The organism is Pseudomonas sp. FW305-20 (assembly GCF_058788075.1).
Window position 1 is genome coordinate 1 of record NZ_JBYTAJ010000046.1, and the last position, 12288, is coordinate 12288.

Genomic DNA, 12288 nt, shown 5'->3' on the forward strand with positions numbered 1-12288 from the left:
ATGGACGCTCTGCGTCCGCTTCGGCAGGGACGCGGAGCGTCCCGGGCTGCATTCCCACGCAGAGCGTGGGAACGATCTACTCCCCCTCAAAAACCATCCGGCGTGCGCGCTTTCTCCCGTGCATGCTCGCGGCTGATCAAGCCCTTGCTCACCAGTTCCTTCAAGCACATATCCAGCGTCTGCATCCCCAGGTTGCCCCCGGTCTGAATCGACGAGTACATCTGCGCCACCTTGTCTTCGCGGATCAGGTTACGGATCGCTGACGTGCCGAGCATGATTTCGTGGGCCGCGATCCGCCCGCAGGGCCGAGCGCAGCGCCGTGGCGAAACTGCGCGTATCGCGATGGACTTCACGCTGATTGATCAAACATTTGCGCGACTCGTGGACGAACTCGATCGGGTCTTCGATGGTGAGGATGTGCTGATGACGATGGCTGTTCAGATGATCGATCATCGCCGCCAAAGTGGTGGATTTGCCGGAACCGGTCGGCCCGGTCACCAGCACCAGCCCCCGCGGCGCTTCGGTAATCTTGCGAAACACCTCCCCCATACCGAGGTCTTCCATGCTCAGGACCTTGGACGGAATGGTCCGGAACACCGCGCCAGCACCGCGATTGTGGTTGAACGCGTTAACCCGAAAACGCGCCACGCCGGGCACATCAAAGGAGAAGTCGGTCTCCAGGTGCTTCTCGAAGTCCACCCGCTGCGTGTCGTTCATGATGTCGTAGATCAGCGCCTGCACCTGTTTGTGGTCCAGGGCCGGCAGGTTGATGCGCCGCACATCGCCGTCGACCCGAATCATCGGGGGCAGGCCGGCAGACAGATGCAAGTCGGATGCGCCCTGTTTCGCGCTGAAAGCCAGCAGCTCAGTGATATCCATAGCGTTCCTCAATTCCAGTAGAATGCCGCGAACCTTCAGCCGCCGGCGCCTCTTGATGTCCACGATAGCAGACAACATCGCTCAGGTTAGTTCACGCATCCACGCTGCCGCCCTTGCCGCAAAGCGCGACGCAGACAGCGTCCAGCTATTGGCCGTGAGCAAGACCAAGCCGGCCGAGGCCCTGCGCGAAGCATATGCCGCCGGCCTCCGCGACTTTGGCGAGAACTACTTGCAGGAAGCCTTGAGCAAACAGCTCGAATTGGCCGACCTGCCCTTGATCTGGCACTTCATCGGCCCCATTCAATCGAACAAGACTCGCGCTATCGCCGAGCACTTCGCCTGGGTGCATTCCGTGGATCGTTTGAAAATCGCACAACGCCTGTCCGAACAACGTCCTGCAGAGTTACCCCCACTGAACATCTGCATCCAGGTCAACGTCAGCGGTGAAGCCAGCAAGTCCGGCTGCACCCCGGCCGACCTGCCGGCCTTGGCCGATGCCATCAGCAAACTGCCGCGCCTCAAGCTGCGCGGGCTGATGGCAATCCCCGAGCCGACCGAAGATCGCGCCGCCCAGGATGCCGCTTTTGCTGCCGTGCAAAGCCTGCAAGCCAGCCTGAACCTGCCGCTCGACACACTTTCCATGGGCATGAGCCACGACCTTGAGTCGGCCATCGCCATGGGCGCCACCTGGGTCCGTATCGGTACGGCCCTGTTTGGCGCCCGCGACTATGGTCAGCCTTGAAATATGGCTGACTCCTCTCTTTATAAGGACCTGACATGAGCAAGACTCGTATTGCCTTTATCGGTGCCGGCAACATGGCCGCCAGTCTGATCGGCGGCCTGCGCGCCAAAGGTCTGGACGCCGCGCAGATCCGCGCCAGCGATCCGGGCGCCGAAACCCGCGCTCGCGTGAACGCTGAACACGGCATCGAGGTATTCGCCTACAACGCCGACGCCATCCAGGGCGCCGATGTCGTCGTACTGGCGGTCAAACCTCAAGCGATGAAAGCCGTCTGCGAAGCGCTTCGCCCAAGCCTCAAGCCCAATCAACTGGTGGTCTCGATTGCCGCCGGCATCACCTGCGCCAGCATGAACAACTGGCTCGGCGCCCAACCGATCGTGCGTTGCATGCCCAACACCCCGGCGCTACTGCGCCAGGGCGTGAGCGGTTTGTTCGCCACGGCTGAAGTGAGCACCGAACAACGCCAACAGGCGCAAGAACTGCTGTCCGCCGTTGGCATCGCCCTGTGGCTGGATGAAGAGCAGCAACTGGACGCGGTCACCGCCGTTTCCGGCTCGGGTCCGGCGTACTTCTTCCTGCTGATCGAAGCCATGACCGCCGCCGGCGTGAAGCTCGGCCTGCCGGCAGACATCGCTGCACAACTGACCCTGCAAACCGCTTTGGGCGCTGCTCACATGGCCGTGGCCAGTGACGTCGACGCTGCGGAACTGCGGCGCCGCGTGACGTCGCCTGCGGGCACCACGGAAGCGGCGATCAAGTCGTTCCAGGCCGGTGGCTTCGAAGCCCTGGTAGAAAAAGCACTCGGCGCCGCTGCGCACCGCTCGGCCGAGATGGCCGAGCAACTGGGTCGTTAATCAGCTCTTACAAAGGAATCAATGATGCTCGGACTCAACGACGCTGCCATTTTCATAATCAAAACCTTGGGCAGCCTGTACCTGCTGATCGTACTTTTGCGTTTCATCCTGCAATTGGTTCGGGCGAATTTCTACAACCCGCTCTGCCAGTTCATCGTGAAAGCCACTCAACCGCTGCTCAAGCCTCTGCGCCGGATCATCCCGAGCATGTTCGGGTTGGACATGTCGTCACTGGTGCTGGCGCTGATCGTGCAGATGCTGCTGATCGCCGTCATCCTGTTGCTCAAGGGCTTCGCGGTCGACTGGCTACTGTTGGTGCCTTGGGCGCTGATCGCGATCTTCTCGCTGTTTTTGAACATTCTGTTCTACGCGATGATCATCAGTGTGATCCTCTCCTGGGTTGCCCCAAGGAGCCACAATCCGGGCGCAGAGCTGGTCGCTCAGATTACTGAACCGGTACTCGCCCCGTTCCGCCGGATCATTCCGAGCCTGGGCGGCCTCGACATCTCGCCGATCTTCGCGTTTATCGTGATCCAGTTGCTGCAAAGCTGGCTGATCCCACGCCTTGCGTACTACGCCCTCATGCCGCAGGGGCTGCTCGGCCTGATCTGATGAGCTACTTTCGCTGGGACGGTGACGACCTGATTCTGGAGTGTCACCTGCAACCGGCGGCCCGCAGCGATGACTTCTGCGGGCTGCACGGGGATCGATTGAAGATTCGCCTGACGGCGCCGCCGGTTGAAGGCAAAGCCAATGCGTATTTGATGGCGTTTCTGGCCAAGGCGTTTGGGGTGTCCAAGAGTCAGGTGAGTCTGATCAGCGGTGAGTTGAACCGGCAAAAGCGAGTGCGGATTTGCTCGCCGAAGAAGCTGCCGGATTTGCCGGATCTGGCGCGCCCGGCAGGCTGACCGCGTCATCGTTCATCGCGAGCAGGCTCACTCCCACAGGGGAATGCATTCCAATGTGGGAGTGAGCCTGCTCGCGATTGCAACACCTCGGTCCAACTGAATGAAATCAGGCCCGGCCTTTGCTTGCTGCTAGGGTCAGCGGTCTTTAGACTTACGCCTCATTTCAACGAGAGCAGGGTCGATGCCAGCTGCCTTTCCCCCCGATTCTGTTGGTCTGGTGACGCCGCAAGTGGCGCACTTCAGCGAACCCCTGGCTTTGGCCTGCGGCCGTTCGCTCCCAGCTTATGACCTGATCTACGAAACCTACGGCACGCTGAATGCCGCGGCGAGCAACGCCGTGCTGATCTGCCACGCGCTGTCCGGTCATCATCACGCTGCCGGCTTCCACAGCCCCGACGACCGCAAACCCGGTTGGTGGGACAGCTGCATCGGCCCCGGCAAGCCGATTGATACCAACAAATTCTTCGTGGTCAGCCTGAACAACCTCGGCGGTTGCAACGGCTCTACCGGCCCGAGCAGCGTCAATCCGGAAACCGGCAAGCCGTTTGGCGCCGACTTCCCGGTCCTGACCGTGGAAGACTGGGTTCACAGCCAGGCGCGCTTGGCAGACCTGCTCGGCATTGGCCAATGGGCCGCCGTGATTGGCGGCAGTCTCGGTGGCATGCAGGCGATGCAATGGAGCATCACCTACCCGGATCGCATTCGCCACTGCCTGGCTATCGCCTCGGCCCCCAAGTTGTCGGCGCAGAACATCGCGTTCAACGAAGTGGCGCGCCAGGCGATCCTCACTGACCCCGAGTTCCACGGCGGTTCGTTCCAGGAAGCGGGCGTAATTCCCAAGCGTGGCTTGATGCTGGCGCGGATGGTCGGGCACATCACGTACCTCTCCGATGACTCGATGGGTGAGAAATTCGGTCGTGGCCTCAAGAGCGAGAAGCTCAACTACGACTTCCACAGCGTCGAATTCCAGGTCGAAAGCTACCTGCGCTATCAAGGCGAAGAGTTCTCCGGGCGCTTCGACGCCAACACGTACCTGCTGATGACCAAGGCGCTGGACTACTTCGATCCAGCGGCGAACTTCGACGATGACCTGGCGAAAACCTTCGCAAACGCCCAGGCCAAGTTCTGCGTGATGTCTTTCACCACCGACTGGCGCTTCTCCCCTGCCCGCTCGCGGGAGCTGGTGGACGCGTTGATGGCGGCCAAGAAAGACGTCTGCTACCTCGAGATCGACGCTCCGCAAGGCCACGACGCCTTCCTGATTCCGATCCCGCGTTACTTGCAGGCCTTCAGCAATTACATGAACCGCATTACGTTGTGAGAAAGCCATGAGAGCTGATCTGGAAATCATCCAGGAATGGATCCCCGCCGGCAGCCGCGTGCTCGACCTCGGTTGCGGCGATGGCGAATTGCTGACCTGGCTGCGCGATAACAAGCAAGTCACCGGCTATGGCCTGGAAAACGACCCGGACAACATCGCCGAGTGCGTGGCCAAGGGCATCAACGTGATTGAACAGGACCTGGACAAAGGCCTGGGCAACTTTGCCAGCAACAGCTTCGACGTCGTGGTCATGACCCAGGCGCTGCAAGCCGTGCACTACCCGGACAGAATCCTCGACGAAATGCTGCGCGTCGGTCGCCAGTGCATCATCACCTTCCCCAACTTCGGTCACTGGCGCTGCCGCTGGTACCTGGCGAGCAAGGGCCGGATGCCGGTGTCCGATTTCCTGCCGTATACCTGGTACAACACGCCGAACATCCACTTTTGCACCTTCGCAGACTTTGAAGCGTTATGTCGCGAACGTGAAGCCAGGGTCATTGATCGGCTTGCCGTGGATCAACAGCACCGCCACGGGTGGGCCAGTAAGCTATGGCCTAATCTATTAGGTGAAATCGGTATTTACCGCGTCAGCAGCCCCGGGCTGCAAGACCACAAGGTCGCGGTCTGAACAGCGTCACTTCGAGGAGAATGATCATGGGTCGTCTAGCGCTGTTTGTACTTACTGCCTGCCTGAGCGTCACGGCCATGGCCGCTGACACTATAAAAGGTGACCGACAGGAAAAATTTGGCGATGTGACGGTGCATTACAACACCTTCAACTCCACTTTCCTGACACCCGACATTGCCAAGGCCGCGCAGCTCACCCGTAGCAAGAACCAAGGTGTGATCAACGTTTCGGTGCTCAAGGACGGCAAACCGCAGATGGCTCAAGTCAGCGGAACGGTCAAAGACCTCACCAGCCAAAGTGTGAACCTGAAGTTCCGCGAAATCACTGAACAAGGCGCTATCTATTACATCGCCCAGTTCCCGGTGGATCAGCAGGAAACCCGCACCTTCAAGATCGATGTCAAAACCGGCGACAAAACCAACACCATCAATTTCAACCAAGAGCTTTTCCCTGGCCAATGATCAATTTCACGCAACTCGTACTGGCCAGCCACAACGCCGGCAAACTCAAGGAACTCCAGGCCATGCTCGGCGAATCGGTGCACTTGCGCTCGATCGGCGAGTTCAGCAGTGTCGAGCCTGAAGAAACCGGCCTGTCTTTCGTCGAGAACGCCATCCTCAAGGCCCGCAATGCAGCGCGCATCTCCGGCCTGCCAGCACTGGCAGACGATTCGGGGTTGGCAGTGGATTTCCTTGGCGGTGCGCCGGGTATCTACTCGGCTCGTTATGCTGATGGCCAAGGCGATGCGGCGAACAACGCCAAACTGCTCGACGTGTTGAAAGACGTGCCGCAAGCCGAACGCGGCGCCCAGTTCGTCTGCGTGCTGGCGCTGGTGCGTCATGCCGACGATCCGTTGCCGATTATCTGCGAAGGCTTGTGGCACGGGCGAATCCTGCCAGCGGCCAGCGGCGAACACGGTTTTGGTTACGATCCGCTGTTCTGGGTGCCGGAGCGTGAATGTTCCAGCGCCGAACTGAGCCCGAGCGACAAGAACCTCATCAGCCACCGCGCCCGTGCAATGGATCTGCTGCGCCAGCGTCTGGGCCTGAAATGATCCACGACTCATCCGCGTCGCCGCTGATCTTCGGCGGCGCCGCCCAGTCGCCTCGGGCCGCGCTCCCCGTGCTGCCGCCCCTGGCGTTGTACATCCACATTCCGTGGTGTGTGCGCAAATGCCCTTATTGCGACTTCAACTCCCACACCGCCAGCCCGGTGCTGCCGGAAGAAGAGTATGTGGACGCGCTGCTGGCCGACCTCGACCAGGACCTGCATGCGGTCTATGGCCGTGAGCTGAGTTCAATCTTCTTTGGGGGCGGCACGCCGAGCCTGTTCAGCGCTGAAGCCCTGGGCCGTCTGCTCAAAGGCGTCGAACAGCGCATCCCGTTTGCCAGCGACATCGAAATCACCCTGGAAGCCAACCCCGGGACGTTCGAGCAAGAGAAGTTCGTCGCCTACCGCGCGCTGGGCATCAATCGCCTGTCGATCGGCATCCAGAGCTTTCAGGAAGAAAAACTCAAAGCGCTGGGCCGGATTCACAACGGTGACGAAGCGGTACGTGCCGCCGGCATGGCCCGTCAGGCCGGGTTCGACAACTTTAATATGGACCTGATGCACGGTTTGCCCGATCAGTCCCTGGACGACGCCCTGAGCGACCTGCGCCAGGCCATCGCCCTGAAACCGACGCACTTGTCCTGGTATCAACTGACCCTGGAGCCGAACACGGTGTTCTGGAACCAGCCGCCAACGCTGCCGGAAGACGACACGCTGTGGGACATTCAGGAAGCCGGCCAGGCGTTACTGGCCGAGCACGGTTACGCGCAATACGAAGTCTCGGCGTATGCCCAGCCCGGCCGTCCGGCGCGGCATAACCTCAATTACTGGAGTTTCGGCGACTTTATCGGCATCGGTTCCGGGGCTCACGGCAAGCTCAGCCATCCGGACGGGCGCATTGTCCGCACCTGGAAGACCCGCTTGCCGAAGGACTACCTCAACCCGGCCAAAAGCTTCAAGGCCGGGGAGAAAGCCCTGACCAATGAAGAAATGCCGTTCGAGTTCCTGATGAACGCCTTGCGCCTGACCGAGGGCGTGGAATCGCGACTGTATCCGGAACGTACCGGGATGAGCCTGGAAAGCCTCGCCGAAGGCCGCAAGGTCGCCGAACAAAGTGGCTTGTTGCAGGTCGAACCGTCACGTCTGGCGGCCACCGAGCGCGGACAACTCTTCCTCAATGACTTGCTGCAGACATTTCTGAGCTGATTTCAGCCTTAAGGGAAAACGAATGGATTTGATACTCGACCTGCTCGCCACCGCGTCCCGCTGGAGCCGTAGCAACCTGTCTGAAATCGCTCTGGCCCTGGTGGGCTGTCTGCTGGTGTTGTTTGGCGCCGATATCAAAAGCTGGGTCGACGCACGCCTGGGCAGCATCGCCGGCGCCTTGCGCGTCCCGCTGATGGCCCTGCTGTGCATGATCGGCAGCGGCGTCGCACTGATCTACGCCACGCCATGGATCATCAAAGGCCTGAGCCAGTTCAACAACTACAGCCTGGCACCGGTGTTGTTGGTGGTGCTGGTGCTCATCGGTGTCGTCGCCGACCGCCGCTGATCCCAGGCACAAAACAAAAACTGTAGGAGCTGAGCTTGCTCGCGATGAGGCCATAACATTCAACATCAATGTTGAATGAACATCCGCTTTCGCGAGCAGGTCGCACCGTCACTCCCCCAGTTTGTATTGCGAATGCCCGTTATTGCTTTTCAGCGATCTTGACTGCATTGCGCATCATGGCGCTCAGTCCATGGAAGTCATTGCAGCCCAGCGCTTCAGCTTCATCCAGATCAGCAATATTTTGACTGTCATACCGGTCATTCCTGTTTACACGCGTCAGCGCCAAAATGTAGTTGGCCTCGGCCCGATATTGATCTTCTGTCAGGACCAGCGCGACGGCGCGGGCCCGCATGGCCGCCAACGCGCCCTGCTGCGGTAACGGTGCCCCTTCGTCGAAGAAGCACAGGGAATGCTTGGCCGGTAACGGATAGGCGTCACCATGGACATTGGGCTTTTTCAGCAACTGTTCCAGCGACTGCAAGTACTTCAGGTGATCCGCGTTGTGCAGATCAAACCTTTCGTATGCCTTATCGCACAAGTGGTAATAGCCAACCGCAGCCGCAAGCAAGCCTTGATCCATGGCTTTTTGGTAAAGACCACAGGTCTCTTTGCGCGACCGCTCAGAGAACATCGGATTGTCCTGCAGGTTAGCCAGAAAGTACGTGGCAAGTGTATGTCCGCCATCGGACGCTCGCTTCAGATTGTCTACGAGTGCCTCAAGATCACCTTCCGCATTGCGCAGCTGCTCTGGGCTGTACTTGATTTCAGGCTCCCCGGCAGCCTCCAGCCTGATCCTTTCATCGGCTTCACGCTGGATTTTCGCGGCCACTCTCTGGGCGATTGCAAAGTATTCATCGGGAGTTACAACGCGCTCGCAAGCCGCAGAAAACAGCAGACTTAAAAACAGCGTGCAGGCGAAGATGACTTTCAAACTTGTCTTCCTTTACAAGTGGGGACGTAGAGCTTTCGGCGGCCAAGCATCATTCTTGAATCCGGCACAAAACAAATGTGGGAGCGGGCTTGCTCGCGAAAGCGGTGTGTCATTCAACTTTAATGTCGACTGACACGATGTCTTCGCGAGCAAGCCCGCTCCCACAGTTTGTATTGCGTAGGGCTTAAGACTGTTTTTCGAACTTCAGGTCCCACACGCCATGCCCAAGACGTTCGCCGCGGCGTTCGAACTTGGTGATCGGGCGCTCGGTCGGGCGCGGGACGCATTTGCCGTCTTCGGCCAGGTTGCGATAACCCGGCGCAACGTTCATCACTTCCAGCATGTACTCGGCGTACGGTTCCCAGTCGGTGGCCATGTGCAGCACACCGCCGACTTTCAACTTGCTGCGCACCAGCTCAGCGAAAGACGCCTGAACGATACGGCGCTTGTGGTGACGGCTCTTGTGCCACGGGTCCGGGAAAAACAGCATCAGGCGATCGAGGCTGTTGTCGGCGATGCAACGGTTGAGCACTTCGATTGCATCGCAATCGTAGACGCGCAGGTTGGTCAGGCCCTGAGTGAGCACGCCATTGAGCAGCGCACCAACACCCGGACGGTGCACTTCCACGCCGATGAAATCCTGTTCCGGCGAGGCCGCGGCCATTTCCAGCAGCGAATGGCCCATGCCGAAACCGATTTCCAGGGAGCGCGGTGCCGCGCGACCGAACACTTGGTGGAAGTCCACCGGCGCGTCGGCCAGCGGCAGCACGAACAGCGGCGTACCCTGTTCCAGACCGCGTTGCTGGCCTTCGGTCATGCGCCCGGCGCGCATCACGAAACTCTTGATGCGGCGGTGTTGGCGCTCGTCGCCTTCTTCCGTCTGGATTGGCGTGTCGTTTGATTCAGTCATCAATGGCTCTTACTTGATCAGACCATCCAGCGGCGAGGAGGCGCTGGCATAGAGTTTTTTCGGCATGCGGCCGGCGAGGTAGGCCAAGCGACCTGCCACGATGGCGTGTTTCATGGCTTCAGCCATCATGATCGGCTGCTGGGCGTGGGCGATGGCCGAGTTCATCAGCACCGCTTCGCAACCCAGCTCCATGGCAATGGTGGCGTCGGAAGCAGTACCGACACCGGCATCCACCAGCACAGGAATCTTGGCTTCTTCGAGGATGATCTGCAGGTTGTACGGGTTGCAGATCCCCAGGCCTGTACCGATCAGACCGGCCAGCGGCATCACTGCGATAACGCCGATTTCCGCCAATTGACGGGCGATGATCGGGTCATCGCTGGTGTAGACCATCACGTCGAAACCTTCCTTGACCAGCACTTCGGCGGCCTTGAGGGTTTCGATCACGTTGGGGAACAGGGTTTTCTGATCCGCCAGCACTTCCAGCTTCACCAGGTTGTGGCCGCCGAGCAGCTCACGGGCCAGGCGGCAGGTGCGCACAGCCTCGGTAGCGTCGAAGCAACCGGCAGTGTTAGGCAGGAAGGTGTAGCGATCCGGCGACAGGACTTCGAGCAGGTTCGGTTCGCCCGGGTTCTGGCCGAGGTTGGTGCGGCGCACGGCGAAGGTGACGATCTCGGCACCCGAGGCTTCGATGGCCAGGCGGGTTTCTTCCATGTCGCGGTACTTGCCGGTGCCTACCAGCAAACGCGACTGGTAAGTACGACCGGCCAGGACGAAGGGCTTGTCGCTACGAACGATGCTCATGGGAAATCCTCTGTAGGGGTGAGGTTCTTGCAGAATAATTCTGTGGCCTCTTGGGCCAGACGACTAGCCGCCGCCGATGGCGTGCACGACTTCTACGGAGTCACCATCATTTAGGGTGGTTTCTGCGTGCTGGCTGCGCGGGACGATATCCAGATTGAGTTCAACCGCCACCCGGCGTCCGGTCAGTTCCAGACGGGTCAGCAGGGCCGCAACGGTTTCACCGTCGGGCAGTTCAAGGGATTCGCCGTTCAACTGAATGCGCATGCCGAATGCCGCCATCATTTTTAGGGGCTGGCATTCTAGCCCGATCAGTCTTGGCGACCCAAGCCATTCGTCATGAAATGGACTGCCCGGTCAGCTCAACCGCCAGGCGGCAAGCCCCAGGCACAACCAGCCGACCAGAAATGCCAGCCCGCCGAAGGGAGTGATGATCCCGAGCTTGCTCACGCCGGTCATGGTCAACAGGTACAGACTGCCGGAAAACAGCAGGATGCCGACGACGAACGATGCACCCGCCCATGTGATCAGGCGACCGGGAATCTGCGTGGCCAGCAGCGCAACGCCCAGCAGTGCCAAGGTGTGCACCAACTGATAGGTGACGCCGGTATGGAAAATCGCCAGGTACTCGGGTGTCAGGCGGCTTTTCAAGCCGTGGGCGGCGAACGCGCCAAGGGCAACGCCGGTGAAGCCGAAAAAAGCGGCCAGCATCAGAAAGCCACGCAGCATGAAGAACTCCAGTCAGACTCGATCCACAGGGTCTGTATAATGGCCCGCTCAACGGGTTCGGCCAAGCCATCTCTATGCTGCGTTTATTTTTGCGACGATTCACGAAGGCCCTGCTCTGGTTCGCGGGTGGCAGCGTTTTGCTGGTGCTGATCTTTCGCGTGGTACCGCCACCGGGAACGGCGTTGATGGTCGAGCGCAAGATCGAATCCTGGTTCGACGGCGAACCCATCGACCTGCAACGCACCTGGAAACCCTGGGATGAAATCTCCGATGACCTGAAAGTCGCGGTGATTGCCGGCGAAGATCAGAAATTCCCGGAGCATTGGGGCTTTGACTTTGGCGCGATCCAGGCCGCACTGGCCCACAACGAACTCGGTGGAACGATTCGCGGCGCCAGCACCCTGAGCCAGCAGGTCTCGAAGAACCTGTTTCTGTGGTCTGGCCGCAGCTGGTTGCGCAAAGGCCTGGAAGCCTGGTTTACCGGGCTGATCGAAGTGTTCTGGCCCAAGCAGCGAATTCTTGAGGTGTACCTGAACAGCGTTGAGTGGGATGACGGTGTGTTTGGCGCTGAAGCCGCAGCCAGGCATCACTTTGGCGTCGGCGCTCGCTCGCTGTCCCGGCAGCAGTCCAGCCTGCTGGCTGCGGTGCTGCCTAACCCGCGGGTTTGGAGCGCCAGTCATCCGACTAACTACGTCGCACGGCGGGCGGGATGGATTCGACAGCAGATGAGTCAGCTCGGGGGCGATAGCTATCTGGTCGGGATCAATGATTCACGCCGCGCACCTTGGTCCCAATGACACTGCAAATCTCCTGTGGGAGCGAGCCTGCTCGCGATAGCTATTGATCATTCAATATTTATAGCGACTGACCTGACGCCATCGCGAGCAGGTCGAATCGTCGCACCGTCGCTCCCACATTGGTTTATGGTGACTCAGGAAAAATGGGCACAAACAAAAACGCCCCGATCAATGATCGGGGCGTTT

16 protein-coding genes and 1 pseudogene are annotated in these 12288 nt (G+C 59.9%); 11 read left to right on the forward strand and 6 right to left on the reverse strand.

The window, feature by feature from the left end:
- Positions 1–86 precede the first annotated feature (86 nt).
- A pseudogene (locus AC3WP4_RS26280) lies at positions 87–879 on the reverse strand (type IV pilus twitching motility protein PilT).
- A 55-nt stretch (positions 880–934) separates the two neighbouring features.
- On the opposite strand from AC3WP4_RS26280, the gene AC3WP4_RS26285 reads away from it, so the two are divergent.
- The 10 genes from AC3WP4_RS26285 to AC3WP4_RS26330 all read left to right on the forward strand — a co-directional run bounded on the left by AC3WP4_RS26285 (position 935) and on the right by AC3WP4_RS26330 (position 7934).
- Positions 935–1621 carry a YggS family pyridoxal phosphate-dependent enzyme gene (locus tag AC3WP4_RS26285; protein WP_074871650.1) on the forward strand — a complete coding sequence of 229 codons (687 nt, stop codon included), beginning with the start codon at positions 935–937 and terminating at the stop codon, positions 1619–1621.
- 35 nt (positions 1622–1656) lie between these two features.
- The gene (proC, locus tag AC3WP4_RS26290) at positions 1657–2475 is read left to right on the forward strand and encodes a pyrroline-5-carboxylate reductase (protein WP_102616456.1); all 819 of its coding nucleotides are present in this window, start codon (positions 1657–1659) and stop codon (positions 2473–2475) included.
- Between the two features lie 24 nt (positions 2476–2499).
- Complete coding sequence (locus tag AC3WP4_RS26295; protein ID WP_074871653.1) at positions 2500–3087, forward strand: YggT family protein; 588 nt, start codon at positions 2500–2502, stop codon at positions 3085–3087.
- Positions 3087–3383: a DUF167 domain-containing protein gene (locus tag AC3WP4_RS26300; RefSeq protein WP_076029425.1), complete on the forward strand. Its 297-nt coding sequence runs from the start codon at positions 3087–3089 to the stop codon at positions 3381–3383. Before AC3WP4_RS26295 ends, AC3WP4_RS26300 begins: the two co-directional genes overlap by 1 nt.
- 181 nt (positions 3384–3564) lie before the next feature.
- Positions 3565–4704 carry a homoserine O-succinyltransferase MetX gene (metX, locus tag AC3WP4_RS26305; protein WP_074871658.1) on the forward strand — a complete coding sequence of 380 codons (1140 nt, stop codon included), beginning with the start codon at positions 3565–3567 and terminating at the stop codon, positions 4702–4704.
- A gap of 7 nt (positions 4705–4711) precedes the next feature.
- Positions 4712–5332, forward strand: a complete 621-nt coding sequence (gene metW, locus AC3WP4_RS26310) for a methionine biosynthesis protein MetW (RefSeq protein ID WP_074871659.1) — start codon at positions 4712–4714, stop codon at positions 5330–5332.
- A 26-nt stretch (positions 5333–5358) separates the two neighbouring features.
- Positions 5359–5793 (forward strand): DUF4426 domain-containing protein, encoded by a 435-nt coding sequence (locus tag AC3WP4_RS26315; RefSeq protein WP_074871661.1) that lies wholly within the window; start codon positions 5359–5361, stop codon positions 5791–5793.
- Complete coding sequence (gene rdgB, locus AC3WP4_RS26320) at positions 5790–6386, forward strand: RdgB/HAM1 family non-canonical purine NTP pyrophosphatase (RefSeq protein WP_074871662.1); 597 nt, start codon at positions 5790–5792, stop codon at positions 6384–6386. The genes AC3WP4_RS26315 and rdgB overlap by 4 nt, the downstream gene beginning before the upstream one ends.
- The gene (gene hemW, locus AC3WP4_RS26325) at positions 6383–7588 is read left to right on the forward strand and encodes a radical SAM family heme chaperone HemW (protein ID WP_102616457.1); all 1206 of its coding nucleotides are present in this window, start codon (positions 6383–6385) and stop codon (positions 7586–7588) included. The genes rdgB and hemW overlap by 4 nt, the downstream gene beginning before the upstream one ends.
- A 22-nt stretch (positions 7589–7610) precedes the next feature.
- Positions 7611–7934, forward strand: a complete 324-nt coding sequence (locus AC3WP4_RS26330; protein ID WP_074871666.1) for a DUF3392 domain-containing protein — start codon at positions 7611–7613, stop codon at positions 7932–7934.
- Between the two features lie 139 nt (positions 7935–8073).
- On the opposite strand, the gene AC3WP4_RS26335 is transcribed toward AC3WP4_RS26330, so the two are convergent.
- The 5 genes from AC3WP4_RS26335 to AC3WP4_RS26355 form a co-directional block, all read right to left on the reverse strand.
- Positions 8074–8865 carry a hypothetical protein gene (locus tag AC3WP4_RS26335; RefSeq protein WP_074871668.1) on the reverse strand — a complete coding sequence of 264 codons (792 nt, stop codon included), beginning with the start codon at positions 8863–8865 and terminating at the stop codon, positions 8074–8076.
- A gap of 184 nt (positions 8866–9049) precedes the next feature.
- Positions 9050–9775, reverse strand: coding sequence for a tRNA (guanosine(46)-N7)-methyltransferase TrmB (gene trmB, locus AC3WP4_RS26340; protein WP_102616458.1), 726 nt, complete (start codon positions 9773–9775; stop codon positions 9050–9052).
- A gap of 9 nt (positions 9776–9784) precedes the next feature.
- On the reverse strand, positions 9785–10579 hold the full coding sequence (locus AC3WP4_RS26345) for a thiazole synthase (protein WP_008068101.1): 795 nt from the start codon (positions 10577–10579) through the stop codon (positions 9785–9787).
- Positions 10580–10642: 63 nt separating this feature from the next.
- Positions 10643–10843: a sulfur carrier protein ThiS gene (gene thiS, locus AC3WP4_RS26350; protein WP_007897898.1), complete on the reverse strand. Its 201-nt coding sequence runs from the start codon at positions 10841–10843 to the stop codon at positions 10643–10645.
- A 90-nt stretch (positions 10844–10933) separates the two neighbouring features.
- A complete protein-coding gene (locus tag AC3WP4_RS26355; RefSeq protein ID WP_074871674.1) occupies positions 10934–11305 on the reverse strand; it encodes a DUF423 domain-containing protein in 372 nt (123 codons plus the stop codon).
- A 74-nt stretch (positions 11306–11379) separates the two neighbouring features.
- Between AC3WP4_RS26355 and mtgA the strand changes: the two genes are divergently transcribed.
- On the forward strand, positions 11380–12102 hold the full coding sequence (mtgA, locus tag AC3WP4_RS26360) for a monofunctional biosynthetic peptidoglycan transglycosylase (protein ID WP_102616459.1): 723 nt from the start codon (positions 11380–11382) through the stop codon (positions 12100–12102).
- Positions 12103–12288 lie beyond the last annotated feature (186 nt).

Coding starts and splice junctions, on each gene's coding strand:
- AC3WP4_RS26285 (WP_074871650.1), top strand. CDS start 935: ATGTCCACGATAGCAGACAACATCGCTCAGGTTAGTTCACGCATCCAC.
- proC (WP_102616456.1), top strand. CDS start 1,657: ATGAGCAAGACTCGTATTGCCTTTATCGGTGCCGGCAACATGGCCGCC.
- AC3WP4_RS26295 (WP_074871653.1), top strand. CDS start 2,500: ATGCTCGGACTCAACGACGCTGCCATTTTCATAATCAAAACCTTGGGC.
- AC3WP4_RS26300 (WP_076029425.1), top strand. CDS start 3,087: ATGAGCTACTTTCGCTGGGACGGTGACGACCTGATTCTGGAGTGTCAC.
- metX (WP_074871658.1), top strand. CDS start 3,565: ATGCCAGCTGCCTTTCCCCCCGATTCTGTTGGTCTGGTGACGCCGCAA.
- metW (WP_074871659.1), top strand. CDS start 4,712: ATGAGAGCTGATCTGGAAATCATCCAGGAATGGATCCCCGCCGGCAGC.
- AC3WP4_RS26315 (WP_074871661.1), top strand. CDS start 5,359: ATGGGTCGTCTAGCGCTGTTTGTACTTACTGCCTGCCTGAGCGTCACG.
- rdgB (WP_074871662.1), top strand. CDS start 5,790: ATGATCAATTTCACGCAACTCGTACTGGCCAGCCACAACGCCGGCAAA.
- hemW (WP_102616457.1), top strand. CDS start 6,383: ATGATCCACGACTCATCCGCGTCGCCGCTGATCTTCGGCGGCGCCGCC.
- AC3WP4_RS26330 (WP_074871666.1), top strand. CDS start 7,611: ATGGATTTGATACTCGACCTGCTCGCCACCGCGTCCCGCTGGAGCCGT.
- trmB (WP_102616458.1), bottom strand. CDS start 9,775: ATGACTGAATCAAACGACACGCCAATCCAGACGGAAGAAGGCGACGAG.
- AC3WP4_RS26345 (WP_008068101.1), bottom strand. CDS start 10,579: ATGAGCATCGTTCGTAGCGACAAGCCCTTCGTCCTGGCCGGTCGTACT.
- thiS (WP_007897898.1), bottom strand. CDS start 10,843: ATGCGCATTCAGTTGAACGGCGAATCCCTTGAACTGCCCGACGGTGAA.
- AC3WP4_RS26355 (WP_074871674.1), bottom strand. CDS start 11,305: ATGCTGCGTGGCTTTCTGATGCTGGCCGCTTTTTTCGGCTTCACCGGC.
- mtgA (WP_102616459.1), top strand. CDS start 11,380: ATGCTGCGTTTATTTTTGCGACGATTCACGAAGGCCCTGCTCTGGTTC.